This window comes from Peribacillus faecalis (genome assembly GCF_014712675.1).
In the GTDB taxonomy this organism is placed as follows: Bacteria; Bacillota; Bacilli; order Bacillales; family DSM-1321; genus Bacillus_AD; species Bacillus_AD faecalis.
Map to the genome: position 1 here is coordinate 19798 of NZ_JACXSI010000045.1, position 26741 is coordinate 46538.

Genomic DNA, 26741 nt, shown 5'->3' on the forward strand with positions numbered 1-26741 from the left:
CGAAAAAGGAGACATACGGGAACCGAAATGCGGAAGCGGCCTACAAGTAAGGAACAGCGACTAAGAGCGCTACGTCCGCATGTCTTCGCCAATATGACCTACATCCTGTAGGCCTCCGAGCATGGCAGGTATAAGGATAGACAGCTTTCCAGGTTCAAAAATTATATACTTTTATAAGATGCAAAAGGACCCCATTCCAGAAAGGAAATGGGGCCAAAAGGAGATGATGATTTGTCCCTCATTAAGGGACAGTAATACTCCCACTCCAAGAGGGCAAATAGAATGAGACAGCTAAGTGGGAGGTCACTGTCCCTAAAAGCCCGATTGGTTTGCTACAACTAATGCTCGGTGGGGATGAGAAGCCCCCCGAGCAAAGTTTCACTTTATATATAAAGGAGATTAAACCCCTTTATAAGCATTTCGGTATACTTCTACTAATTCTGTTACTAGTGGAAGTTTAGGGTTTGCAGTAGTACATTGATCTTCGAATGCACGGTCTGCCAAGTATTCTACTTTGCTTTCAAATTCTTCTTTTGAAACGCCGCAAGCTGCGATGCTTGTCGGTACGTTCATTTCTTTTGCCAGTTTAATAATAGCTTGTACTAAGCTTTCTACGCCTTCTTCCGTTGTGCTGCAAGGTAAACCTAGCACTTTTGCAATTTCCGCATAACGTTTGTCAGCGATGAAATGCTCGTATTTAGGGAATGCCGCAAACTTCGTCGGTTTTGTCGCATTGTAACGGATGACATGCGGCAATAAAATTGAGTTTGCTCTTCCGTGCGCAATGTTGAACTCAGGTCCAAGCTTATGCGCCAAACTATGGTTAATACCTAAGAAAGCATTCGCGAATGCCATACCTGCGATTGTAGATGCGTTATGCATTTTTTCACGGGCAAGTTCATCACTGCTGCCGTTGCGGTACGCTCTTGGCAAGTATTCGAATACTAGCTGGATTGCTTTGATCGCTAATCCGTCTGTGTAGTCATTGGCCATATTAGATACGTACGCTTCAATCGCATGTGTCAATACGTCCATACCTGTATCAGCTGTTACAGCCGGTGGCACAGTCATAACGAATTGCGGATCAATAATCGCCACATCTGGTGTTAACTCGTAATCAGCTAATGGGTATTTCACATTATTTGTTTTATCTGTAATAACTGCGAAGCTAGTAACCTCTGAACCTGTACCTGAAGTAGTCGGAATTGCCACGAATTGCGCTTGATGGCCAAGGTTTGGATACTTGAATACACGTTTACGGATATCTAAGAATTTTTGTTTTAAGCCGTGGAAAGACAAATCAGGATATTCATAGAACAGCCACATACCTTTCGCAGCATCCATTGCGGAACCGCCGCCAAGTGCAATGATGACATCCGGCTCGAATTGTTTCATCATATCTGCGCCCTTCATAACTGTATCCACTGATGGATCCGGCTCTACATCTGAGAAAATCTCGCAGTGTACATAGTCAGGACGTTTTCTTAAGTAGTAAAGAATACGATCAACGTAACCTAAATCAACCATACCTTTATCTGTTACGATAAATGCTTTTTTTATTTTAGGCATTTTTGCTAAATATTGAATTGAATTTTTCTCGAAATACACTTTAGGTGGAACTTTGAACCATTGCATATTCACATTTCTCATCGCCATTTTCTTAATATTTAACATATGCACTGTCGTAACATTTGAGCTAACAGAGTTGTTTCCGTAAGAACCGCAGCCTAGTGTCAATGAAGGCATGTATGCGTTATAGATGTCACCGATCGCACCTTGTGAAGATGGTGAGTTAACAATAATACGGCATGCTTTCATGCGAAGGCCATATTGTTCGATTACTTCTTGATTATTAGAATGAATAACAGCTGAGTGACCAAGTCCTCCGAATTCAAGCATTTCTTCTGCTAATCGAATACCATCTTCTGTGCTTTGAGATTTGAAGCAAGCTAGTACAGGAGATAGTTTTTCTCTTGAAAGCGGCTCTTGAGGTCCGACTGATTTACATTCAGCAATCAAGATTTTTGTATTTTCCGGAACAATTACACCGGCCATTTTTGCAATCACGTGAGCAGGCTTCCCTACGATATCCGCATTGACAGCACCTGTAATCTCATTGATCACTGTTTTTTCTACTTTTTGTTTTTCTTCTGCACTTAAGAAATGGCAGTTATTATAGATTAACTCGTTTTTCACTTCTTTATAAATTTCTTTATCAACGATTACAGCTTGTTCTGACGCACAAATCATCCCGTTGTCGAATGTTTTAGAAAGAATTAAGTCATTAACAGAACGTTTAACGTCTGTTGTTTTTTCGAAATAGCAAGGTACGTTACCAGGACCTACACCAAGTGCCGGTTTACCTGTTGAGTACGCTGATTTCACCATTCCGGCACCGCCTGTCGCAAGTACTAGTGCTATATCTTTATGGTTCATCAATTGTTTTGTCGCTTCAATTGATGGTGTTTCAATCCATTGAATACAGTTTTTAGGAGCTCCCGCCTTCACTGCTGCATCTCGTAAAATTCTAGCTGCTTCACTGCTGCATTTTTGCGCTGATGGGTGGAAGGCAAAAATGATCGGGTTGCGCGTTTTAATCGAGATAATTGCTTTGAACATTGTAGTGGATGTCGGGTTTGTTACTGGTGTAACCCCTGCTACCACACCAACCGGCTCAGCAATTTCATAAACATTCTCATATTTATTCTCGTTGATGATGCCGACTGTTTTATCATATTTGACATTGTGGTAAATATATTCAGTCGCGAAAATATTTTTCGTGATTTTATCTTCGTAAACACCGCGACCTGTTTCTTCAATCGCGTGCTTCGCTAATGTCATATGCTGATCAAGACCGGCTAACGCCATTTCTTTCACAATATTGTCAATTGCCGCTTGGTCAAGCTCCATGAATTCTTTCAAGGCAACTCTACCTTTTTGTGCAAGTTCATCGACCATGTTTTGTACTGTCATTTCCTCTTTAACTGCATCATTCTTGACTGTTTTTGCTTCCTTTACTGTTGTTGTCATAAAAGCTCAGCCTCCTGTGAAATAAACAAATTATAAATCAGAAAAACTTTGTGAAATATTGAGCATAATTATGTTAAAAAAAAGAATAATCGAAGTATGAAATTACAAATTATTCACATACCGGATTTCTTTGAATTTTTGTAATTGAAATATCATTAATCATTCTAGCGTTAGGTTTGATAATGCAAACATAGTTTGTTGTCCAAATTGTTGATGGCATTTCAGCACCTTCTTCAAACATCATCGCTTCAAATTCGTCACCAACTAATTCTTCAAAAGTTTCTTGTGTGTACTGCTTCATGTCGGTACTAAATGATCTCCATTCACATAACAACATTGATCATCACTCCTCTAAGTCTTGCTTCTCTTTATGTTATTTCCTTACATGACTTATTATATACGACATTATATTAATATAGTTTGTGAAATATTGAACAATGTGTGTCATTTGTTAAATTTATGTTTAAAGCGCTTACAAATTTGAAATAACTGTGAAAAAGAGGCTTTTCACAGAAAAGCCCCTCTCTTTTTAGTTAACACAAATTGCCGAATACATCCTCTCAATATTAACAACCTGCTATGCTTTAGCTTTCTCACCCTTTGTCCGAAGCGACAGCAACAGCACCATGACAATAATGCACAAACTGCCGAGAGCCTGGAACACACCAAATGATGTATGCAACCACACAATCGATACGATGATGGCAGCGAGCGGCTCCGTACAGCCAAGCAAGCTTGTTTCCTTTGCTGTTATAAAACGAAGGCTCTCACTGTACATTAGAAACGGTAAAATCGTCCCAAAGATAATTACAAACGCGATTGAGCCGACTGTTGAAATTGTCCATCTCCCCGTATCGACGCTGAAAGGATTTTGAAAAAAACAAAACACAATTCCGCCGATCAGCATACCATAGCCCATCACTATCACAGACGGAAACTGACGCACTAAATGTCCTGAATGCAATAAATAATATGCCAATGCCAACGCTGAGGAAATCCCCCACCAGAAAGCGGTCATCGAAACTGAAACAGTATCCAAAGAGCCATTCGTCAAAATCAGGAAAGTTCCTCCAAGCGCTAAAACGACTGCAATGATTTCAACGATCATCGGCGGCAATTTTAAAATGATTAAATAATAGATCATAATAAAAATCGGCGCCGTATATTGCAGCAATGTCGCAACAGCGGCATTACCTTCATTTATTGCCGCATAAAACGTATACTGCACGCCAAGCATACCGACAATCCCGAAAATTATCATATGAATGATGGAAGATTTATGTTGAAACACTTCTAGCACTTGTTGTCTGCCCAATTTCACAAATGCATAAAATAAAAACAACACGCCGCTTAAAAGCAACCTAACGCACACAAGCCATTCTACGGTTACCCCATCCTCAGCAAACAGCTTCTGAGCTACCGTCCCCGAAACGCCCCATAAAGAAGAAGCTAAAATCACTAATAAGTATCCTTTAAACTTTTGCACTTTCCTACCACACTTTCTTATGTATAACAATGATTGCGTATAATCACTTATTATCTCACATTCTGTGAAAATAACTATCTATTTCTGCTGTCTATCATGCTTTCTTGTAAAACACTGAAATATTGACAGATAACTATACACCCCTTATAATTTTCTTATGTTAACCTGAATTTTAATTAGTTTACATATATCAAAAGGGGATCATTCTTATGAAAAAAACTAATTTGCACTATTATATAATTACAGCATTATTCACTGCCTTTATCACAATCTTTTCACAAGTCACAATACCGCTCCCGCCGGTACCGATTACCGGACAAACGTTAGCAATAGGAATTGCAGCAACAATTTTAGGGAGAAAGTACGGCACCCTTTCTGTTCTTCTTTACTTAATCATCGGGGCTGTCGGAGTGCCTGTTTTTGCCGGGATGTCAGGTGGAATCAGTAAACTGGTTGGACCGACCGGGGGGTATTTAGTCGGCTTCCTTCCGACAGCCTATATAATCGGACTGTTTGTTGAAAAAACAAAGCTTTGCTTCACAAATGCTTTCATTGCCAATATTATCGGGATGGTCATAACCCTTGCTTTCGGAACAGCATGGCTCAAAATTGCCGCTTCGCTCTCATGGTCCGCTGCAATTGCCGGCGGTGTGACACCATTTCTTCTGGTCGGGATTTTAAAAGCGGCCATCGCGGCGTACATCTCTGTCCTTGTCCGAAAGCGCTTATTAAATACACGTTATTTCCTAGCATAAAAATTAGGCCTTTCTTATATGAAAGGCCTATTTATTGTTTCTCTTAAGCTTAAGTTGTCTGGTACTGCCCTCAAGTTGTGTGCGAACGATCTTAAATTTCTCGCCACCGCTCTCAAGTTCTTCGCGAACGATCTCAATTCTCTCGCCACCGCTCTCAAGTTCTTTGCGAACGATCTCAATTCTCTCGCCACCGCTCTCAAGTTCTTTGCGAACGATCTCAATTCTCCAATTTGCACATACTTTTCAATAAAAGCAGCTAATACCGTACTTTATTCAGCAATCGTCCTTCTATTCTTCAGTCTTTCCTTCACAGAATTCATAAATAGCGCTTCTTTTTCCGATAAATGTTCTAAATCATACTTTTTCAGCATCACATTATACAAAGATACATCTCTTAATCTTAAAAATAATGGAATAGAAAGAATATCCTTTTCTTCTAATTGATTATATTTTTCGTAGCCTGCCATGAAATGTTTCATAAAGAAAGCAGCAAATTCCTCTTGTTGATCTTGCCCTTCCAAAATGCGAGACAGTAAAGTGTAATAAAGCGGAATGGCGATGTCACTGGCAAAAAACAAATAGCTGCTATCGTCAAAGTCAAACACATACACTTGATCATCTTGAACATGGAAGTTACCTAAATGCAAATCAGAATGAATAATACCATAATTATTCTCTGTCTTCGTAAGAGCATGGACTTGCTTCAAAACATCTTCACTGTTCGTAAACATCTCTTCTGTGTAATGTTCCCGAAAAAGCTCCATGTTCATTAAGTCTTCTTCATGCCACTCCGGGCGCCTGGCTATAGACTGAGGTTTCACATATTTTTTTGTCGCTTGGTGCATTTGCCCTATGACCGCTCCCCATTTTTCAATATACGAAGGTTCTTGCTCGCAATCTCTCCATGTGATGCGCTTCCCCGGCAACATATCGTAGCAGCAAATGTAAAAACAGCTTCCGTCAACCGCCTCAATGGCTTCGAGAAAATTGCCTTCTTTTGAAAGGAAATGCTCATATACGTTGACTCCGTGCTTTTTCAGATGACAAACCCAATCAATTTCCGAGATTATTTGCTCATCCGTCCGGTGACTGCTGTGCGTATAACGAACAATCACTTTCCGTTTTTCTCGTACACCCTCATAAATAAAATTTTCAAAATCCCCGAGCATCTTGGCAGAGTGTACGTCTACCTCAAATTGACGTAAACCTTCATTAATAATTGTTTCGGTGAACAAAGAAGCGACCGCTTTTTCCATTTAACCACGTCTCCTTTGTATCATTTTATAAAATAAAAATGACCCCGTAAACAAGAGGTCATTCAATGTTTGTCCATTAATCCATTATATCCGAATCGGCGTTACATAAAATAGTACCGAGAAGAAGTGAGTGACAGAACCGGCCAAAACGAACAGATGCCAAACTGCGTGATGAAAAGTAAAACCGCGCCAAACGTAAAATATTGCACCAACAGTATAAAGCAGGCCCCCAGCAACTAAAAGCACAATTCCAGCTGTCGGGAGCGTTGCGGTCAGCGGTTGCCAGCCAATTACAATAAGCCAGCCCATTACTACATATAATACAGTGGATATAAACATAAATTTTTTCACAAAAAATGATTTAAAGACAATTCCGGCAATCGCAATTCCCCAAACAATTCCGAGCAAAGTCCATCCTAACGCACCATTTATGACAATAAGCGTAAAAGGCGTATACGTACCGGCAATGAATAAATAAATTGCCGAGTGATCAAAAATTTCGAATAAGTCTTTGAGCTTTCCCTCTGGAAAGCTATGCACCAAAGTCGAAGACAAATACAGCAAAAGCATTGACACACCATAAATGGTGAAGGTAACCACATGCCAAGCAGATCCATTTTGCACTGCGTTAATTACTAGAAATACGAGTGCGGTTATACTCAGCAGCACACCGATGCCATGCGTAATCGCATTGACGACTTCTTCTTTTTTTGTATAAACATGCGTATCCTTCATAAGCATCCTCCTTGGTTCAGCTTTCTTTACAACTACTATACGATAAGCAAACCATCATCACTAGTTACAACTGTCATACTTCCGTGCTTTTTTCTAGTTACTTACAGCTTCCGGAAGGTTAAAGAATCCGGACAGTGCTTCGATATTTTTCGAAAAATCAAGTTGCAGCACTTCTCCAGCATGTTCATAACGTCTGCTTTCATAACTATTTTCAAGCGGGATCGTCATCGTCTGAACTTCATCAATTGGATTTAGCAGAACGAGCGAAGCAAGTGAAAGTGTTTGAGGAATAGACAAATCGCTCGTCACATACTGCATTGCCCCTTCAATCACTTTCGGCAGACTGATCAATTGTTTAAAAGATAGTTCGTTCGTCAGTTCATCTTTTAATTTCAGCAATACTTCCTGCTGCCTTTTGACACGGCCAAAATCATAGTTTTCGTCATGGCGAAAACGGACATACTTCAATAAATCTTCTCCATGGAGACTATTATTACCAGGCTGTATATTCATATCCATATCGGCAATCATATTTTGCGGGACGTCGACTTCTATACCTTTGGGAGCAATCGCATCTACCACATATGTAAAACCTTCGAAGTCAATCTCTATGACATGATCAATCGTAATATTGAAATTTTCCTGTATTGTTTTCACAAGCAAATCTTTGCCGCCAAGGTAATAAGCTAAATTCAGCTTATTATAACCTTTGGAATACGTCGGAATTTTTACATAGCTGTCGCGCATAATTGAAGCGATTTTAACGCTCTTCGCTTTTTTGTCATATTGAGTGATAAGAATTGCATCGCTTCTGGACTTCTCCTCACCTCGCGTATCAATCCCCAATGTCAAAATGGTGATTGTGTCGTTCTTCAGTACATCGCTATCTTGTTCGGTTTCTTCTTTATGAAAGGAACTGCATGAAGCAAGTATGAATACTGAAACAGTTAATAGGATGACTTTTACAAAGCTGTTCATGACATCAGTCCTTCAATTGTTAGTATTCATAGTTTGCTTTTATTACCAATTTTTATACATCAGATTGTTTCATCAAGCGGAAGATGCGAAAGAAACTGTTCACAAAAATTCGCTGCCTGCAATCTGGCGGCAACAAAAGGAGGTTTGCTGCCTTTTGCTAACGCGAAAGGCTGTCCGAGCCAAAGTGTGTGCCTGTCAATCATTACAAACGGAAACGGCAAACTGTCGACAATAAGTCGATGCGCCTTTACCGGCATGTCCTCTGAAATAAGAGTAACTTTCGCTTTCGTTTTCTTCAGCCTTTCTTTCCAGACTGAAGAAAGCTCACCGCCAGCCGGCAAAGAAATAATAATGCTCTTCGTTGCATGATTAATGTCGGCAAATACTTCTTCCTCTTTCATCGCGTGTATCCATCTCAGACGTTTACGCTGATTTTTAACCCAAGATCCTATTTGCTGATGGGTCACTGTTTGTTTCTCATTCACTTGGTGCTGCACCAATTGGCGGATTGTCCTTTTCATTCCGATGTTGCGATAAGCAAACTCCCGGTTATTTATATGAACAAATTTTCCCTTAGTCCGTGTTATCGCTACATTAATGAGGCGCTCACTGTCATTGCCGACCAACAGCATCCCCGGCCTTTCTTGCGGATAGCCATCTACACTGTCAAAGACAATTACTTCCCTCTCGCTTCCCTGAAACTTATGAACAGTCGCTGCCATCATATTGCCGGCCGCTTTTTCTTCCGGATAAAACTCATCGAGCAAACTGTTCATCATATCTGCTTGCACACGATATGGCGTCACGTAGCCGATGGAACGGGCTCCATCCATATATGCCTCATGCATCACTTGATAAGATAGCAGCAACTGCCAAGGATTCCAGCGTGATTTTGAGCTTCTTTCATTAATACAGTAATGACCGGTAAAACTTGTGTCGAGCAAAATTGAAGCCATATCCGCAAACGGTTTCCGTTCAATAATTTCTTGACGATTCGTTTTCACACTTTCATGATCGTGAACGAGCGAATGGTATACATATCGATTTGTGAATGATGAAATATCGGGATGCATTCTTCTTTGTTCGTTCAGTAGCACTAAATGGGGATGAAGCGCATGCTCGCCAACCGTGTCTGCCACTCCGGCAGCATGGAATACATCATTCTTTAACCATTCTGTGACGAGAGGGGCCCTTGAATGAGCAATCGGCGGCAGTTGTTTAAAGTCTCCACAAATAATAACTTTCTTCCCGAGCGATGCCGCAAAGGCCGCTTGCGGAACATAGCACATACTCGCTTCGTCCACGATGACAACATCAAATGTGTGTTCATATATCGCAGGATCCATCGCCGCTCTTGCAAGCGTCGTACCAATCACTTCGGCATTTTGCAATAGATCTTGTTCTTTTTTCCGCATCTTATCAAGCACTGATGAGAGTCTATTTTCAATCTTCAAGAGCTCCTGGGAGTCTTGCGAGCTGAATGAATTTTGCAAGTCCAGCTTTAAAACGCGCTTTTTCTCTTGCCATTCCTCTTTTTGCCGAACAAGGTCCGGATCTTCTTTCTCCAATAAATGCGACATCGTAATACCTTCACATTGCGAGCCAATGCCGACACCGGCGCCATACCGCAAAATATCGCCTTCTTTAAACTTGTTTGTCCGCTTCAGGAAACTGAATATTTCCGCCATCAGCACATCGACTGCCGCATTGCTCTGCGCCAATATCAACACTTTCTTTTTCTGCAAATATTGATTGGCGGCAACGCGTGCGAGCGTATAGGTTTTCCCTGTCCCCGGCGGTCCCCAAACGAATGTGACCGGATTATATTTTGATCGGATAAACAGTTCTTTCACCTTAGTCGTGCCGTTCTTAACCGGCGGATGCTTCGGTTCCATATCCGGTGTCAGCAAACGCTTAATACGTGCCCGTTTGTTTTTACTTTTTTTAATCTCTTCCAAGCGGGTCGACAATTCCTCCAACAGCTGCCATGGATCATACAGAAGATAGGCCTCGCTTATTTCCTCGCCGAGCATCTTTTCTATTTGGACGATGACGCCTTTACCTTCCGACGAAAGCATCCGTCCTTCTTCCTGTCGTGAACCCCATTGCAGTTTCACTGTCGAACCATTCGGTACAGAAATGATTGTTCTGCTGTCAAAGTAATACGTATAATCATTGCTGCCTTCTAACCTGCGGCCATTATAAAGCATGTATTTATTGCTGCCGAACTCTTTCAAATACGCTATTTCGCTGTGCAAAGCCTTCTGCCATTCTTTCAGCAGCTGCAAAGATGTCTTTTCCATTGTCTTCATCCTTTTTCCCGTACAATATTTGAAGAAAAAGTATAGCATATCCTGTCAAATTTTGCAGTTACAGTACAGGATTCAAGTCGAGCCATTTTTTCAGAAGTTCGATGTCGCGGTTTGTATTGATAATCGCAAAATGATCGCCGAATGTACTGGTCATGCCGCAATAGATTGTGCCGATATTAAATATCCGGCGGTACGGCACGAATAAATCAAGCGAATGAACCATTTCATCAGTAACCGTTTGTATGCTGTTATACCCTTCCATAAAGGCTGATTTTCTTCGTTCCCGCTTCTCAATATCTGCTAGCGAGCACCCTAATCCGAAGGCGTTGGCATAAAGAGCGACATCGTACATCCGATAGCATTGACCGGAAAAGTCAAAATCGAATACAATAGGCTCTTTTGACTTACTCATTCTGATATTGCCGCTGTAAAAGTCACCATGACAAAATCCGAATGCCGGCTTTTCTTTCGATAATTGCTGCAATTTCAGCTTCAGCCGATCAGAGACGTCCTGCAAAAATTCGAAATCAAAATGATATAAATCTGATAACACACGGACGTGCTGTAAGGATCCATCGAGCACGGTTGCCACATCGAGCTTATGGTTATTTACCGTTGGAACAAAATCATCCCATGCTTGGTGGACTCTGCCTAAATAAGCTCCTAAACGTATATTCAGCTTATCATTTTCTACGAGTTCGTCCATTGATTGCACACCGACAGAAGTAAACAGCACCCCATAGCGAATTCCTTGAATCGTTGGAAATTCAATAATGTAATCGCTAGCTGTCTTACAAACCGGTCTCGACACATTGATTTTCTTCTTTATAAGATGATTTATCGCATCGATCTCGCCCTGTATATCTTTTTTTGACCGCAATCCGAACCGGTATACCTTGAAGTAAAATGTTTTGTTATCCCCCTGAACAATATACGTATCGTGAATACTCCGATAATAAAGTCGACAGCTATGAAAATTCTCACTATAACATTTTTGTATAGATGCCAAAATCGCTTCTCCAGATAGAATAGACGACTCAAGCGGGAACAATTGTGTGTTTTTGTTTGTATTCATATTAATCCTCTTCATCTATATTAACTATATGGAAATAATAATGACAATTGATTCGCTTCCATACATAGAAAAGCGCGACCTTAAGTCGCGCTTTTTGCTTTAATGGCTATACAATTGTTCCGAAACATGATCTAAAAACGGTGTCAGCTCCCCCACAAAAAACAGATGTAGCTCGTGCATTGCACGCGTGCAAGCTGTATAAAAGAGCTTTCGTTCCTGTTCCTTACTGTACGTCTTTCGGGAAGCATCATAAATAATAACCGCATCAAACTCAATCCCTTTAGCTAAGTATGCCGGCATAATTAAAATGCCTTTCTCGTACGTATTGGCATTCAGCTTAATAAGTTGAATATCAAGCTCTTCTTTTAAGACAACATACGCTTCTTCGCATTCTTTTGCCGTTTTGCAAAGAATAGCAACCGTTTCATAATTCTTCGCCTGCAACTTGTTTACTCTATCTATGATATTGGCAGCACTTGCTGTCTTGGTTATTGTCGGTTTCGGCCCGTTTCTGTCAAACGCCTCTATTTCCTCACCTTGTTCAATGATTTTTTTAGCGAATTCAATAATTTGCTTTGTCGAGCGGTAGCTTTTTTTCAAAACAACTTTTTCGACATTTTCATTGGCATACAATTCATCTGACAGCAAAGTCGGCGCATGGAACGAGTGCGCATAAATTGCCTGATTAAAATCTCCCAATATCGTCATTTTGCTGGCCGGGAAAAGCTGCTTGATTACGAAAAATTGAAACGGCGAATAGTCTTGTGCCTCATCAATGAGCAGGTGACGTATATTTGTATTAATACGGTGTCCCTCAAGCTGATCCTGTAAATATAGAAAAGGCGCCGCATCCTCATACGATAGCTCGTTTTTTTGCAGTTTCCGTACCGTATATCCGCATATTTCGTCCCAATTGTCCGGAAGCAATTCTGCAAACGGAAACTCTGCGGTGAATAGCTGCCGATAGATTAGTTTTGTATGGAGGAACTTCAGCTTTGTAATCGCATTGCGGATCGGCTTAAAATACTTCCTTACAATTTTTATGGCTAGCTTGCTTTGTTCCTGTTCAAAATCATCGAACGAGTCTTCGGAGAACCTGCCTTCTTTCCGGAGCTCACTATAGACTTCCGTGTATTCCTCCAAGTCAAGAAGCTCGCTTTCTTCATACACCCATTCTTTATCTCTTTCCAAAACTTCAATCTTTTCAAGTTCTGCTAATAACCACTCTTTCAAGATTTGTATCCGATTCGGGATGGAAACAGTATAATCAAGCGAATAAAAATACTCGGACATTTCTTCAGATGAAATAATGACTTCTCCGCGAAACTTTATGTTTTTAAAAACCAGGCCGCTCTTTGAAAACATTTTGACATATTGATCGATGATTGTTTTAAATGTAAAACTCGCCTTGAAACGTATGCCGGTAGTTCTCGCTTTATAATCCGAATCATCTTCTGCGATCAAAATATATTCCATTTGCATAAATGGATGCTCCATTTTATAAAGCCTGCTAAGCCTTTGCTGCGCATATTCTTGAAATGTCATTTGCTGCATATTTTCTTCTCCCAAATCTGGCAATACAGATGCGACATAACGGTTGAATAATGCATTTGGCGAAAACAGCATAATATTGTCAGCCGTTATCTCATCTTTATAGCGATATAGCAAATAAGCCACACGCTGAAGCGCGACAGAGGTTTTGCCGCTTCCGGCAGCTCCTTGGACAATCAAATAGCGGTTGCGAACATTGCGAATTATTTGGTTCTGCTCTCGCTGAATTGTCGCAACAATATTTTTCATATGGTGGCTCGCATTAGTGCCAAGCACTTCCTTCAGCAGCTCATCACCAATTGTAACACCGGTATCAAACATCGATTTCAGTTCACCATATTTAATGATGAATTGACGTTTTAACTTCATTTCACCTGAAACAGTGCCATATGATGTTTCATACTGAACAGACCCAGGAGAAAAATCGTAATAAATGCTCGAGATCGGTGCTCTCCAGTCATAAATAAGAAAGTTTTCCTCAGCCTCATCCATTAACGAAGCAACACCTAAATATACATGTATCGTATCTTCCGTACCTTCTTCAATAAAATCAACACGGGCAAAATATGGTGAATCCTTCATTCTCGTTAAAGTTACTTGCTGTTTATGCATGATATGATGTGTCCGTTCTCGTTCGGAGAGCAGCTGCGCCTGCTGTTTAATGCTCGACAATGTTTCTGCCGCATCTTCCGGGTTATCCATATTGACTCTCACATCATCCCAAAAGGTATTGCGTAAAGATATAACGTCCTTTTTTAAACCGCCTGAATTTTTGCGCAATACATTTAAGCGTTCCTCCATAAGCTGAATGACATCTTTAATCCGCTGCTCTTCAAAAGCGCGGTCATCCTGTTTGTTAGCCATTATCCTCACGCTCCCGATTGTGTTTCTTATTGTATAATATAAAACATTTCTGGGCATCCCGCATTATTTTATCCAAAGAAGCTGTGAAAAACGCCTCAAATTTATATACTTATAGAGCAAAAAAGAGGATGCCCCTACGGACACCCTCTATCTATTATGATGTGGCAAATGTGTGATTGCCGATTACTTCTATGACAGGGAGCGATTTGATCCATTTACAATCCGTAAGTTTTGGATTGTAAAAAAATGTTGCGTCTGTTCCCTCTTCCTGAAGAGCTATCGCTTCATTGACTGCATGCATATCCTCTTCACTTGGCTCCTGATTAATGGAACCGTCTGCTACCGGTGAAAATTGGTTTTTCGCATAAATGACTTCTCTAATTGTATCCGGAAATCTCTCACTATCCACTCGGTTTAATACAACTGTCGCTACGGCAACCTTACCTTCATAAGATTCGCCCTTCGCTTCAGCATGCACCAATCGGGCCATCAGTTCTTTCTCTTCATCAGTAACTGTTTCTGGCAAGATTAAGTGATCGCCTGCTTCGACAGTTTCATCTTGAAGATTATTTTCGCTGACTAAATCCTCAACGGGCACGCCGCATTCTACTGCTATATCTGTTACACTTTCTCCATCTTGGACTGTGTAAATATCTTCATTGCTTTGAACAACAATTTGTTCTGTTTGTTCCCTGTTAGTTTCAAGTTCAGCCGTCTTGAAACCTTCAGCAGAAGACGTAGAATTCAGAAGTGAAGCTGCAGCAATTACTGTTAATACAAGTAATTTTTTCATCTTGTAACCTCCTCTTTCTCGCTCCTACCTACCTTAACAAACATCAATTTGTAATTCATTGCATAATAATTTCCAGTTAATTTACAGATAAAACTTAGTTTTTTATCTGTATGTATCTAAATATGCAGTGAATGTTGATTTCCGCTGCGGGCGGTCGCTTTCCGCGGGAGTCGCCGCCCTCCGCTCCAATCAATGGTTTTAAGATGAGTTTCGCTTTTCATTAAAATTTAGAATTTTTTACCTTGATAATTAAAGATTTAAGATTATTCATCATACGAAATATATAAAACAAATTAGTACTTTACGTTCCAGTTATTCGAAATCAATAGACTTCATCAATACACTTTCTATAAAGCTGCTGATTCCATAAAAAAAAAGCATCCCGCCGAGCAGACCAAGTGAATGGCTGCCTGACGAAATGCTTTAGTTATGAGGCTTAAAATCAACCTTCTAATAGTAATTGTTCTGGATCTTCTAGCATTTCTTTTACTGCTACAAGGAATCCTACTGCTTCTTTACCGTCAACGATACGGTGGTCATAAGATAATGCGATGTACATCATCGGTCTGATTTCCATAGTATTTGCATCAATTGCAACTGGACGGTATTGAGTTTTATGCATTCCAAGAATACCAACTTGTGGTGCATTCAGGATTGGCGTAGACATTAGAGAACCGAATGTTCCGCCGTTCGTGATTGTGAATGATCCGCCAGTTAGGTCAGATAATCCAAGTTTGTTTTCACGAGCTTTTTCAGCTAGGCGGCCGATTTCTTTTTCGATGCCGGCGAATCCAAGTTTGTCAGCGTCTCTTACAACTGGTACAACCAGACCGTCTGGAGCTGCAACTGCGATACCGATATCATAGAATTTTTTAACGATTAATTGATCGCCATGGATTTCAGCGTTCAATAATGGGTATTTCTTCAATGCGCCTACAACAGCTTTAGTAAAGAAGCTCATGAAGCCCAATTTAACGTCGTTTTTCTTAGCGAAAGAGTCTTTACGACGGTTACGAAGATCCATGATTGCAGACATGTCTACTTCGTTGAAAGTTGTAAGCATAGCAGCAGTATGCTGAGCTTCAACTAGACGTTTAGCAATTGTTTGTCTTCTGCGAGACATTTTTTCGATTTCAACCGGTTTTTCGAAAGCTGGTGCTGTTGGAGCCGGAGCCGCTGCCGGTGCAGGTGCTGCAGCTGGCGCTGGAGTTGTTCCAGCATTTGCAACGTCTTGAGCGCGAACTCGTCCAAGCGGATCTGGTGTTGCTACCGCTTGAAGGTCGATGCCTTTTTCGCGAGCAAGTTTACGAGCTGCTGGAGAAGCGATTGGACCGCTTCCTGGTTTAGCTGGCTCAGCAGGTGCTGCTACTGCAACAGCTGCTGGAGCTGGAGCTGTTGCAACCGCTGTAGGAGCTGCTGCCGGTGCTTCAGCAACTGCTGCCGCTGCTGGTGCAGGTGCTGCTCCACCTTCAGTGATGATTGCGATAGCTTCGCCAACTTGTACAGTATCGCCTTCTTCTTTTAACAGGCTTCCAACTACACCGTCATGTTCTGAAATGATTTCGATATTAACTTTATCTGTTTCTAATTCAGCAATATATTCGCCTTTAGCGATTGCTTCGCCCGGTTTTTTTAACCACTGAGCAATCGTTCCCTCTGTAATTGATTCCGCTAATTCTGGTACGATGATTTCTGCCATCATATTTCCCCTCTTTACTTGTCTATTTATTTAAATGCTTCTGTAATGATGCGATTTTGTTCTTCTTTATGAACAACCGGGTCACCCTCAGCTGTACTTGATCTTCTTAGACGTCCATTGTAGTTGACTGCTGCGCCTTTTGGAGCTGCTGCAACAAGTCTTGGTTCAACGAATGACCAAGCGCCCATGTTTTTAGGCTCTTCTTGCGTCCAAAGAATTTCTTTCAAGTTCTTGAATTGAGCAAAGTATGCTTGCAATTCTTCGAATGGGAATGGATAAATTTCTTCAAGACGAATCAATTTAATTCCTTTGTTGTCTTCAAGTTTAGCAGCATGCAAGTGAAGATCGATTGAAATTTTACCTGTGCTGATAATAATTTTCGTAATGTCTTTGTTGTTCAATTCAGTTGTTACCGGATCTTCGATGAATGGCTTGAACTCGCCTTCAGTGAACTCTTCCGGAGTTGAAGCTACGATTGGATTACGCAGTAAGCTCTTCGGTGTCATAAGCACTAACGGACGAACTTCTTCCATTGTCAATACTTTCGCTTGACGTCTTAAAATATGGAAATATTGCGCCGCTGTTGAAAGGTTAGCAACTGTCCAGTTGTTTTCCGCCGCAAGTTGCAAGAAACGTTCTAAACGAGCGCTTGAATGCTCTGGGCCTTGTCCTTCGTAACCATGAGGCAATAACATAACAAGTCCAGATTTTTGACCCCATTTTGCGCGTCCTGCTGAAATGAATTGGTCAAAAATAACTTGAGCTGTATTCGCGAAGTCACCGAACTGTGCTTCCCACATTACTAATGTTTCAGGTGAATACAAATTGTAACCGTATTCGTAAGCAACAACAGCAAGCTCTGTTAACGGACTGTTATGAACAGCAAATGTAGCTTTTGCATCGCTTAAGCCGTGAATTGGCGCGTAAGTTTCACCATTGTTACGGTCATGTAACACCACATGTCTGTGAGCGAATGTACCGCGTTGAGAATCTTGTCCTGTTAAACGGATTGGTGTACCGTCTTGAACAATTGTAGCGAATGCCAATGTTTCAGCCAGCGCCCAATCAATTTTGCCGTTTTTCGCGAATTCGTCTGCACGTTTACGTAAGATTTTTTCAAGTTTCGCGTTCGGACTGAAGCTTTCCGGATACGTTACAAGCTCTTCGTTTGTGCGTTGAAGACGCTCTAAGTCTACCTTCGTATCTAATTGCGGGATACCGCTTTCAACCGGCTCCGGCAAATCTAAAATGAAAGGCACATCTTTCTTATTGCTTTCCACATAGTTGTAAGCCGCACTCAATTTTGCCATTGTATCTGCTGAGATTTGGTCAGCATCTGCTTTTGAAAGTACGCCTGTGTTTACTAAACGGTCAGCATACAATGCTTTTACTGTAGGATGCTTATGAATAATTCCGTACATTTTCGGTTGTGTCACTAATGGTTCATCCATTTCGTTATGACCAAAACGTCGGTATCCGATTAAGTCAATCAAGAAGTCTTTCTTGAATTCTTTTCTATATAAAACAGCTAAACGAACTGCAGCAAGGCATGCTTCCGGATCGTCCGCATTTACATGGACGATTGGAATTTCAAATCCTTTTGCCAAGTCGCTTGAATATTTTGTAGAGCGTGAATCTCTGCTTTCAGTCGTGAAACCGATCATATTGTTCGCGATAATGTGAACAGATCCGCCGGTTTTGTATGCATCTAGTCCGCCAAGGTTCAATGTTTCAGCTACTACACCCTCACCAGGGAATGCAGCGTCACCATGGATGATAACCGCTAATGATTTATCGAAATCTTGAGTCGGATAGCCGGCTTTCTCACGGTTGTCCTGAGCCGCTCTTGTATAACCGTCAACAACTGCACCAACGAATTCCAAGTGACTCGGGTTGTTCGCTAATGTAATGCGAGCTTTAAGTACGTTGTCTGTTTTGTCTGCGCCAAGATGGTACTTAACGTCACCAGTCCAGCCGTCATTAATTCCGACGCTTCCCTCAGAAGGAACTAACTCTTTGTTCGGAGAATGCTGGAATTCTGAGAAAATCATTTCGTATGGTTTACCAAGAACGTGCGCCAATACGTTCAGACGTCCACGGTGAGCCATACCTATATTTATGTTTTTCGTTCCTTTTTGAACAGATTCAGCGACTAATTCATCAAGAATTGGCACTAATGTATCTAAACCTTCAATAGAGAAACGTTTTTGTCCTACAAATGTTTTATGAAGGAATTTTTCGAAACCTTCAACTTCATTTAAACGTTTTAAAAGTGCAACTTGTTTTTCTTTAGCAATTGGAGCAAAAATCTCGCCTGATTCAACCATTCTATTTAACCAATTATGTTCTTTAATATCATGAACGTGGTTAAATTCAAATGCTAATGTCTTTGTGTAGACATCTTTTAAGTATTGAACAAGCTCAAAGCCGTCCTTCAAATTTTGAGGTGCATCTTCACAAAGCAATGAAGCCGGAATTGCACGCAAGTCGGCTTCTGTCAGACCGTATTTCTCAAGCTGAAGAAGTTCAGTATCTTTTTGCGTTTTATCAATTGGATTGATATCAGCAGCAAGATGTCCATATGTGCGAATATTTTCTACCAGCTTTACAGCTGACATAATTTTCTTCATATTAACTGCGCTTGTTTGTGCTGAAGCCTCACTACCCCTTGTGAAAGTATCAGCTATTTGCGGGCCTCCCCACACATCGAATAATGCTTTAATATCAGCATCAACCGAATTTGGATCTTCTAAGTATTGTTCATATTTTTCTAGTAAATAAGCAAAGTTTGGTCCTGTCAAACTCTCCCAAGGATTACCGCCTACTACTTGGCTGGCCATCTTTAAAACCCCCAACTAATGAAGTATGTGAAACTGTTACTCTGCAAAACCATCATTCTAATAAATAATGTTATGGAAAGATAGCTACTTTTTTCTCTAAATATATAGAAATTTTAAAAGAGTTAACGTTTTCAAGGATATATTACCATTTATAAGTGCGGAGTTCAAAATATAGATACAAAAAAATCAAAAAATTTTTCACATTCTTTTTTTATTCATAAAAAAGAACAATGCCGCTATCCCAACTTGATAAATACTATCTCGGAATAGCGACAAGATTCTTCTGTTTAAAACTTCATATCTTCTGTTTCATCTCCAATCACCTTAAAAATAAACCCTTGCTCTTTCAATCCTTTAATGATTGCCGGCAAGGCTGTAACAGTATTGGTCATTGCGTTAATATCATGTAGCAAAATAATCGCCGTATCCTTATTTTCAGCTCCTCTAAGCACATTAGATGTAATTTCACCGACGCTAACATATGGCGAGATACCGTCCTTCGAGTCGATATTCCAATCAAAAAAGCGATAGCCGCGCTTTGCGCATTCCACTTTTATATCCGACATGATGTTTGGTCCCCCATATTGTCTGCTTGATACATTTTTTGAACCTCCCGGAAAACGGATCAATTTTGTCCTAATATTATATCGTTCCTCAAGGAATGCTTCGAGCCGGTTAATGTTTTGAAAAAAATCTTCCTTAGAGGTATAGATGTCCGCATAATTGTGCGAATATGTATGCAGTGCAATTTTATGTCCCCGATCAATCATCTCCTTATATCCTGTTTCCCCTTCCGCTGTTTCATTGGCCATTACAAAAAAGGTCGCTTTAACATCATATTCATCCAAGATATCTAAAATACGGATTGTATTTCGTGACGGACCGTCATCAAATGTTAAATACGCTACCTTTTTACCTTCTTGTTCAATAATTGGTTTCAATTCCTCTTCAACGGATGGAGCTGCGTCAACCCTATTATAAATGAGAAGAATTGATAACAACACGTACCCTAAAATCGATAACTTCAAAAGTTTTCTTGTTTTCATAAAAGCAAATCCCTTCCTTGCGGCTACTTATGCTTCTTAGTTTGCTTTTTCCATTTCTTTTCTATACAAAAGGAAAACAAACAATCAAGGAATATCCATTGTTTTCACACAATTCCCTCACATTCCAAGACAATATATTAGTGTAGGTCTACTTTCCTTCTGTCATCATTAAGAATTTTCCGAAACAGTTTAGTAAAATAAGAACCCTGGTAAGCATATTCAAACCAAAACCCTTAGAATGCTAATTGTGTCTATTGCTTAACAAAGTTTTCATTCTATAGAAGTTTTATTAGAAAAGTACTAAACTGATGGCGGAATAGTCAAATAATTTTAAAAGGAGGAACTGATTTTAACTAAAACACACTATTTAATAGAAGATATTTTCAAAAACTGGATTGGAGGCATAAGTAATGGATGTTCTTGAATTAGCTCGTATTCAATATGCGGCTACGACCATTTTCCACTTTTTCTTCGTGCCGCTTTCAATCGGATTGATCTTTATCGTTGCAATAACGGAGACATTGTATGCTGTCAAAAAGCAAAAAATCTATTTGGATATGTCCTTGTTCTGGGGGAAAATCTTTTTGCTTTCCTTCGCAATCGGTGTTGTTACAGGAATTTTGCAGGAATTCCAGTTCGGTATGAATTGGTCGGAATATTCACGTTTCGTGGGCGATGTATTCGGAGCACCACTTGCCATTGAAGCACTGCTCGCTTTCTTTATGGAATCTACTTTTATCGGAGTATGGCTATTTGGACGCAATAAGCTGCCGAAATGGGCAATTGCTGCTTCTGCCTGGCTTGTAGCAATCGGTACCTTACTGTCAGCTCTATGGATTTTAGCGGCTAATTCCTTCATGCAAGAACCGGTAGGAATTGAAATTATTAATGGAAAAGCTGTATTGACTGACTTTATGGCTCTTATTACGAATCCGCAGTTGCTGGTCGAATACCCACATACCGTTTTTGGAGCGTTGGCTACAGGGGCATTTGTAGTCGGGGGCATTAGTGCCTTTAATTTCTTTAAAAAAAGAAATATCGATTTCTTTGCACGCTCCTTTAAAATTGCGATGATTATCGGTATTATCAGCGGACTGGGAATTGCTTTTTCCGGTCATTGGCAAGCCCAGCATTTGATGGAATCACAGCCTATGAAAATGGCGGCCAGTGAAGCTCTTTGGGAAGACAGCGGCGATCCGGCAAGCTGGGCCGTAATTGCCGATTTAGATGTTGAAAATATGACAAACAACTGGAGTATTGAAATTCCGTATGCACTCAGCATTTTAGCCTACAATTCTTTTAGCGGTTCCGTCGAGGGGATGAAAACGCTGCAAGCTGCTTACGAACAGCTTTACGGTGCCGGCAATTATATTCCTCCGGTTGAAACAGTTTTCTGGAGTTTCCGTGTCATGGTAGTATTCGGTGGCTTAATGATTGTTATTGCGGCACTCGGTTTATTTTTCGAAAAAAGAAAATCCCTATACAGCAAGCCTTGGCTTCTGAAAACTCTTATAGCTTCAATCGCAATGCCTTTCATTGCCAATACAGCCGGATGGATTATGACAGAAATCGGACGTCAGCCATGGACAGTTATGGGTTTATACACAACTGCTCAGTCTGTTTCTCCAAATGTAACAGCAGGACAGCTACTTTTCTCAATAATCGCCTTTTGCGGATCGTATTTGATTTTGGCGATTGTGATGATTTACATGGTAACGCGTGTTGTCAAAAAAGGGCCTTACCCTCCTAAAGAGAAAGAAGCAAATACAGATTTATTGAACAAGGAGGCGTTTGAGCAATGAGTTTAAATGAACTTTGGTTTATACTGGTTGCAATTTTGTTTATTGGTTTCTTCTTTCTGGAAGGTTTTGATTTCGGAGTCGGTATGTGCACACGATTTCTAGCTCATACAAAAGAGGAACGCAATCAGCTGATTGCGACAATCGGTCCTGTCTGGGATGCTAATGAAGTGTGGCTGATTACAGCCGGAGGTGCATTGTTTGCCGCCTTTCCACAATGGTATGCAACGATGTTCAGCGGCTATTATGTCGTGTTTGTATTATTCCTGCTTGCCTTAATTGCCCGCGGTGTATCGATTGAATACAGTCATCATGCAGAAACGGAAAAAGCGAAAGATGTATGGCACTGGCTGTTTTTTATCGGCAGTTTTGCTGCACCATTCTTGTTAGGCGTTTTATTTACCAGTCTTGTTCAAGGAATGCCTATTGATAAAAATATGACGCTTTACGGCAGCTTTACTGACTACATCAATCTTTATTCGGTTGTAGGCGGAGTCGCAGTCGTTCTGCTTTCACTTGTTCACGGTTTAACTTTTATCGGGTTGCGGACGACCGGACCTATTCATGAAAGGGCAGTCTCTATATTAAATAAAGCTTACATTGTGCTGTTTGCCGGCTTAATTCTCTTTGCGATTTTGACCTATACAAACACAGACTTGTTTACAGTTCGTCCGGTCGCAACAAGTGTATTTATCATTGCCATTGTGCTGTCCGCAGTACTCGCTTACATCTTCGCCAACAAACAAAAAGAAGGATTAGCATTTACGATGACAGGAATCACCATCATTTGTACGGTTGCGATGCTATTTGTGGGACTTTTCCCAAGGGTGATGATCAGTTCAATCGATCCGGCCTTTAACTTGACAATTACTAATGCCGCAAGCGGGCACTATACACTTTCTTTAATGACTAAGATTGCATTTGCGCTCTTGCCGTTCGTACTGGCTTATCAAATATGGAGCTATTATGTGTTCCGTAAACGCATTTCGCATAAGGTGAATCACTGATGATTGATAAAACACTTTTTCAAATAAAAGGCGTTAAGCCAATAATGCTGTATTTAACAGTTGCCGCTCTCATTCAAGGAGCTGCAATTATTATGGAAGCCAGATATCTGGCTTCCATAATCACAAATTTATTTAATGGGGAAAAACTGTCGACACAAATACTCCCCCTTCTTTTATTTTTATGTTTCTTTTTTATGCGTCAAGCAATCGTTTTGTCACGTGATAAAATGATTACTTCTTTCAGCATCGATGCAGGGTCCAGAGTAAGACAGCAGTTTACCGAAAAGCTCTTTGAACTTGGCCTGTCACCTGTACAAAAAGACGGAACCGGCCATCTTGTCACAATGTCAATCGAGGGTATTACACAATTCGAAACATATTTAAAACTATTTTTGCCGAAGCTCCTTAACATGCTCATAATACCTACAATGCTTTTAATATTTTCATTTACGATAGATTTATCTTCCGCAATTGTATTATTGCTGGCACTGCCGACAATCATTTTCTTTATGGTTATCCTCGGCATCGCGGCCAAACGGAAAGCAAGCAGCCAATTTGAAGTGCATCAAACATTATCAAACCATTTCATCGACTCCTTGCGTGGTTTGGAAACATTGCGTTTGCTTGGATTAAGCAAAAACTATGATTGGAATATTAAGCAAGTGAGCGAACGTTACCGTAAATCAACAATGAGTACATTGCGTTTTGCTTTTTTGTCATCATTTGCGCTTGACTTCTTTTCTACCCTTTCTGTTGCGGTTATTGCTTTGTTTCTTGGTCTTCAATTAATTAACGGGGAAATTGGATTACTTACCGCTTTAACAATTTTGATTTTAGCACCTGAATATTTTAAACCGCTTAAGGATTTCGGCAATGATTATCACGCCACCCTAAACGGTAAAAATGCCTGGCATTCCATTTTTCGATGGCTTAACGAACCGAAGCCAAAACAAGAACAAGCTGCTATTCCTGAATGGAAGAGTGATTCGGTAATCCGCTTTAACCAAGTTTCACTTCGGCACGAAGAGGCTGAAAACGATACATTACAGAGTCTTTCGTTTTCTGTTAAAGGATTCCAAAAAATTGGGATTATCGGTACCAGCGGAGCCGGCAAATCAACTTTAATAGATTTATTAGGCGGGTTTCTGTCACCGAGTTCCGGCGATATCGAAATAAACGGATTGCATTTGGAAACATTGAATCTCGAAAACTGGAAGAAACAGCTGTTATATATACCGCAGCAGCCTTATATTTTTCATGATTCGGTTGCTAATAATATCGCTTTTTATACACCGGAAGCAACAGAGGAAGAAATATATGAAGCTTGCGAACATACCGGATTGCATGAGGTTATTGCCTCCCTGCCGAACGGACTGAACGAGTTAATTGGTGAGGGTGGCCGTTTACTTAGCGGAGGACAAGAGCAAAGAATCGCACTAGCACGCGCTTTTTTGGATAACAAGCGAAGGATATTGCTGTTTGATGAACCTACCGCGCATCTGGATATTGAAACAGAGTGGGAATTAAAACAGAAAATGTTACCTTTATTTGAAGATCGTCTCGTTTTCTTTGCGACACATCGTTTGCATTGGATGCCGGATATGGACTTTCTTCTTGTCCTTCATGACGGTAAAATCGTCGAAATCGGCACACATGAGGAGCTTCTGAAAAACAAACAGTTTTACTATAAACTTGTCCAAGCTCAAATTGAGAGGTGCACATATGAATAAGAAGCAAAAAACTTTATTCCGCGTCATCACTGACCCTTGGGTAAAGCCTTATTTACAACAGAATAAGAAGCTTCTGACACTTGTTATCATACTCGGTGTCGGTACGTTTGCCAGCGCTGCTGCCCTAATGTTCACATCCGGTTTTTTAATTTCGAAATCAGCGACCAGACCGGAAAATGTATTATTAGTCTACATACCAATAGTGCTCGTGCGTGCTTTTGGAATCGCCAGACCTACTTTCAAATATTCAGAACGGCTAGCCAGCCATAACCTGGTGCTAAAATCACTTTCATCAATGCGGGTCAAACTGTACAGACGTCTGGAAAGACAGGCTTTAACACTGAAAAACCGCTATTCTTCCGGGGATTTGCTCGGTATTTTTGCGGAAGATGTGGAACAGCTGCAAAATTTGTTTCTGCGAACTATATTTCCAACAATCTTCGCAATTATTTTGTACGTGATCGCCATCCTTTTACTTGGCTGGTTTTCGATTCCTTTTGCTATACTCATGCTATTATGGATTTTTGTGCTCGTTATCATTTTCCCGCTTGTTTCCCTGCTGGTGACGCGAAAACGGCATGAACAAATGAAAACGGCAAGGCATGCCTTATACGAAAACTTGACTGATGCAGTTGCCGGCATTAGCGATTGGAATATTAGCGGAAGACAAGCAGATTTTTTGAGAAGCTATGAAAACCGGGAAAAAGCGCTGGATGAATCGGAAAAACTGATGGAGGCTTTCAAATATCGTCGAGATTTCCTTTTTCAAATCATTACAGCATGCATCATCGTGACGATGGTCTTTTTCTCAGGTACCTCTGCCGATACCGGGGAATTCGGCAATGTATGGATTGCAGCTTTTGTGCTTGTTGTTTTCCCGATTCTTGAAGCGTTCATGCCCATACCTGATGCAATCAGTCAACTGCCAAGCTATGAAAACTCTTTAACACGCATGAACAAGCTGGACGAGGTTAACGACAGACAGCCAAATGAAGCCGGACTTGCAGAGGCATTGGCAAAGCAAGATGGACTAGATGTGAAATTTGACGATGTTGTCTTTTCCTACAGCAGTTATCCAACAGTGCAATCACTCTCCTTTACTATCAAACAAGGTGAAAAAATTGCGTTGCTCGGAAAAAGCGGTGCTGGTAAAAGTACAATTGCAAAGCTTCTCTTAGGTGCTTATGAGCCGGATCATGGAGAAGTAACTATTAAAGGCAAAAATGTCGGACTGATGAGAGACGAAATGCATAATCTGGTCGCTGTACTACAGCAAAAACCGCATTTATTCGATTCCACTGTAATGAATAATATTCGACTCGGGAATCCGCAGGCGAGTGACGAAGATGTGATCGATGCAGCCAAGCAAGTGAAGTTGCACGATTTTATCAGCTCTCTTCCTGAAGGCTACGATACACGCATGAAAGAACTGGGTATGCGCTTTTCTGGAGGCGAGCGGCATCGCATAGCCCTTGCCCGCATTCTATTACAAAATGCGCCGATTATTATACTTGATGAGCCGACACTTGGTCTCGATTCAATTACAGAACGAGCATTGCTATCAACAATTTTTACAAATCTGCAAAATAAAACAGTGCTGTATATTACCCATCATCTTGTCGGAGTGGAAATGATGGACCGCGTGCTCTTTCTTGAAAACGGTCGGATTGCGCTTGACGGCAAACACGAGCATTTACTCGAAACAAACAGCCACTATCAGCAATTGTACCGTTTAGATCGTCCGTAAAACAGATGGAAAAGAGCCTCTAACATTTAAGAGGCTCT

Annotated in this window: 18 protein-coding genes; 5 read left to right on the forward strand and 13 right to left on the reverse strand. The window is 40.7% G+C overall.

What is annotated here, in order from left to right:
• Nucleotides 1-399: 399 nt before the first annotated feature.
• The 3 genes from adhE to IEO70_RS15650 form a co-directional block, all read right to left on the reverse strand.
• Complete coding sequence (gene adhE, locus IEO70_RS15640) at nt 400-2973, reverse strand: bifunctional acetaldehyde-CoA/alcohol dehydrogenase (protein WP_235973628.1); 2574 nt, start codon at nt 2971-2973, stop codon at nt 400-402.
• A gap of 166 nt (nt 2974-3139) precedes the next feature.
• Nucleotides 3140-3367, reverse strand: a complete 228-nt coding sequence (locus tag IEO70_RS15645) for a hypothetical protein (protein ID WP_190999310.1) — start codon at nt 3365-3367, stop codon at nt 3140-3142.
• 240 nt (nt 3368-3607) lie between these two features.
• Nucleotides 3608-4516 carry an EamA family transporter gene (locus tag IEO70_RS15650; protein WP_328820945.1) on the reverse strand — a complete coding sequence of 303 codons (909 nt, stop codon included), beginning with the start codon at nt 4514-4516 and terminating at the stop codon, nt 3608-3610.
• Nucleotides 4517-4725: 209 nt separating this feature from the next.
• Here IEO70_RS15650 and IEO70_RS15655 point away from each other — a divergent pair, with 209 nt between their 5' ends.
• On the forward strand, nt 4726-5271 hold the full coding sequence (locus tag IEO70_RS15655) for a biotin transporter BioY (RefSeq protein WP_190999311.1): 546 nt from the start codon (nt 4726-4728) through the stop codon (nt 5269-5271).
• A 269-nt stretch (nt 5272-5540) separates the two neighbouring features.
• Here the strand turns inward: IEO70_RS15655 and IEO70_RS15660 are convergent, their stop codons facing one another.
• The 10 genes from IEO70_RS15660 to IEO70_RS15705 form a co-directional block, all read right to left on the reverse strand.
• Nucleotides 5541-6527 (reverse strand): phosphotransferase enzyme family protein, encoded by a 987-nt coding sequence (locus tag IEO70_RS15660; protein ID WP_190999312.1) that lies wholly within the window; start codon nt 6525-6527, stop codon nt 5541-5543.
• 84 nt (nt 6528-6611) lie between these two features.
• Nucleotides 6612-7262 carry a PAQR family membrane homeostasis protein TrhA gene (gene trhA, locus IEO70_RS15665; RefSeq protein ID WP_190999313.1) on the reverse strand — a complete coding sequence of 217 codons (651 nt, stop codon included), beginning with the start codon at nt 7260-7262 and terminating at the stop codon, nt 6612-6614.
• A gap of 93 nt (nt 7263-7355) precedes the next feature.
• Nucleotides 7356-8240, reverse strand: coding sequence for an LCP family protein (locus tag IEO70_RS15670; RefSeq protein ID WP_190999314.1), 885 nt, complete (start codon nt 8238-8240; stop codon nt 7356-7358).
• 59 nt (nt 8241-8299) lie between these two features.
• Nucleotides 8300-10543 carry an AAA domain-containing protein gene (locus IEO70_RS15675; RefSeq protein WP_190999315.1) on the reverse strand — a complete coding sequence of 748 codons (2244 nt, stop codon included), beginning with the start codon at nt 10541-10543 and terminating at the stop codon, nt 8300-8302.
• A gap of 67 nt (nt 10544-10610) precedes the next feature.
• Nucleotides 10611-11627: a phosphotransferase enzyme family protein gene (locus IEO70_RS15680; RefSeq protein WP_190999316.1), complete on the reverse strand. Its 1017-nt coding sequence runs from the start codon at nt 11625-11627 to the stop codon at nt 10611-10613.
• Between the two features lie 99 nt (nt 11628-11726).
• Nucleotides 11727-14042 carry an RNA polymerase recycling motor HelD gene (gene helD, locus IEO70_RS15685; protein WP_190999317.1) on the reverse strand — a complete coding sequence of 772 codons (2316 nt, stop codon included), beginning with the start codon at nt 14040-14042 and terminating at the stop codon, nt 11727-11729.
• 154 nt (nt 14043-14196) lie between these two features.
• Complete coding sequence (locus tag IEO70_RS15690) at nt 14197-14835, reverse strand: cell wall hydrolase (RefSeq protein WP_190999318.1); 639 nt, start codon at nt 14833-14835, stop codon at nt 14197-14199.
• Between the two features lie 442 nt (nt 14836-15277).
• Entirely contained in the window at nt 15278-16534 is a 1257-nt protein-coding gene (gene odhB, locus IEO70_RS15695; RefSeq protein ID WP_190999408.1) for a 2-oxoglutarate dehydrogenase complex dihydrolipoyllysine-residue succinyltransferase, read from the reverse strand.
• Nucleotides 16535-16560: 26 nt separating this feature from the next.
• A complete protein-coding gene (sucA, locus tag IEO70_RS15700) occupies nt 16561-19374 on the reverse strand; it encodes a 2-oxoglutarate dehydrogenase E1 component (protein ID WP_190999319.1) in 2814 nt (937 codons plus the stop codon).
• Nucleotides 19375-19661: 287 nt separating this feature from the next.
• Entirely contained in the window at nt 19662-20420 is a 759-nt protein-coding gene (locus tag IEO70_RS15705; protein WP_190999320.1) for a polysaccharide deacetylase family protein, read from the reverse strand.
• A gap of 410 nt (nt 20421-20830) precedes the next feature.
• Here IEO70_RS15705 and IEO70_RS15710 point away from each other — a divergent pair, with 410 nt between their 5' ends.
• The 4 genes from IEO70_RS15710 to cydC are packed head-to-tail and all read left to right on the forward strand — an operon-like array spanning nt 20831 to nt 26703.
• Nucleotides 20831-22222 carry a cytochrome ubiquinol oxidase subunit I gene (locus IEO70_RS15710; RefSeq protein WP_190999321.1) on the forward strand — a complete coding sequence of 464 codons (1392 nt, stop codon included), beginning with the start codon at nt 20831-20833 and terminating at the stop codon, nt 22220-22222.
• Nucleotides 22219-23226 (forward strand): cytochrome d ubiquinol oxidase subunit II, encoded by a 1008-nt coding sequence (gene cydB, locus IEO70_RS15715; protein ID WP_190999322.1) that lies wholly within the window; start codon nt 22219-22221, stop codon nt 23224-23226. The genes IEO70_RS15710 and cydB overlap by 4 nt, the downstream gene beginning before the upstream one ends.
• Nucleotides 23227-23228: 2 nt before the next feature.
• Nucleotides 23229-24956: a thiol reductant ABC exporter subunit CydD gene (gene cydD / locus IEO70_RS15720; RefSeq protein WP_190999409.1), complete on the forward strand. Its 1728-nt coding sequence runs from the start codon at nt 23229-23231 to the stop codon at nt 24954-24956.
• On the forward strand, nt 24949-26703 hold the full coding sequence (cydC, locus tag IEO70_RS15725) for a thiol reductant ABC exporter subunit CydC (RefSeq protein WP_190999323.1): 1755 nt from the start codon (nt 24949-24951) through the stop codon (nt 26701-26703). The genes cydD and cydC overlap by 8 nt, the downstream gene beginning before the upstream one ends.
• The last annotated feature ends 38 nt before the right edge of the window (nt 26704-26741 follow it).

What these genes read in the sequence shown, in the direction of transcription:
- adhE (WP_235973628.1), bottom strand. Translation starts at nt 2,973, where the DNA reads ATGACAGTACAAAACATGGTCGATGAACTTGCACAAAAAGGTAGAGTT.
- IEO70_RS15645 (WP_190999310.1), bottom strand. Translation starts at nt 3,367, where the DNA reads ATGTTGTTATGTGAATGGAGATCATTTAGTACCGACATGAAGCAGTAC.
- IEO70_RS15655 (WP_190999311.1), top strand. Translation starts at nt 4,726, where the DNA reads ATGAAAAAAACTAATTTGCACTATTATATAATTACAGCATTATTCACT.
- IEO70_RS15660 (WP_190999312.1), bottom strand. Translation starts at nt 6,527, where the DNA reads ATGGAAAAAGCGGTCGCTTCTTTGTTCACCGAAACAATTATTAATGAA.
- trhA (WP_190999313.1), bottom strand. Translation starts at nt 7,262, where the DNA reads ATGAAGGATACGCATGTTTATACAAAAAAAGAAGAAGTCGTCAATGCG.
- IEO70_RS15670 (WP_190999314.1), bottom strand. Translation starts at nt 8,240, where the DNA reads ATGAACAGCTTTGTAAAAGTCATCCTATTAACTGTTTCAGTATTCATA.
- IEO70_RS15675 (WP_190999315.1), bottom strand. Translation starts at nt 10,543, where the DNA reads ATGGAAAAGACATCTTTGCAGCTGCTGAAAGAATGGCAGAAGGCTTTG.
- IEO70_RS15680 (WP_190999316.1), bottom strand. Translation starts at nt 11,627, where the DNA reads ATGAATACAAACAAAAACACACAATTGTTCCCGCTTGAGTCGTCTATT.
- helD (WP_190999317.1), bottom strand. Translation starts at nt 14,042, where the DNA reads ATGGCTAACAAACAGGATGACCGCGCTTTTGAAGAGCAGCGGATTAAA.
- IEO70_RS15690 (WP_190999318.1), bottom strand. Translation starts at nt 14,835, where the DNA reads ATGAAAAAATTACTTGTATTAACAGTAATTGCTGCAGCTTCACTTCTG.
- odhB (WP_190999408.1), bottom strand. Translation starts at nt 16,534, where the DNA reads ATGGCAGAAATCATCGTACCAGAATTAGCGGAATCAATTACAGAGGGA.
- sucA (WP_190999319.1), bottom strand. Translation starts at nt 19,374, where the DNA reads ATGGCCAGCCAAGTAGTAGGCGGTAATCCTTGGGAGAGTTTGACAGGA.
- IEO70_RS15705 (WP_190999320.1), bottom strand. Translation starts at nt 20,420, where the DNA reads ATGAAAACAAGAAAACTTTTGAAGTTATCGATTTTAGGGTACGTGTTG.
- IEO70_RS15710 (WP_190999321.1), top strand. Translation starts at nt 20,831, where the DNA reads ATGGATGTTCTTGAATTAGCTCGTATTCAATATGCGGCTACGACCATT.
- cydB (WP_190999322.1), top strand. Translation starts at nt 22,219, where the DNA reads ATGAGTTTAAATGAACTTTGGTTTATACTGGTTGCAATTTTGTTTATT.
- cydC (WP_190999323.1), top strand. Translation starts at nt 24,949, where the DNA reads ATGAATAAGAAGCAAAAAACTTTATTCCGCGTCATCACTGACCCTTGG.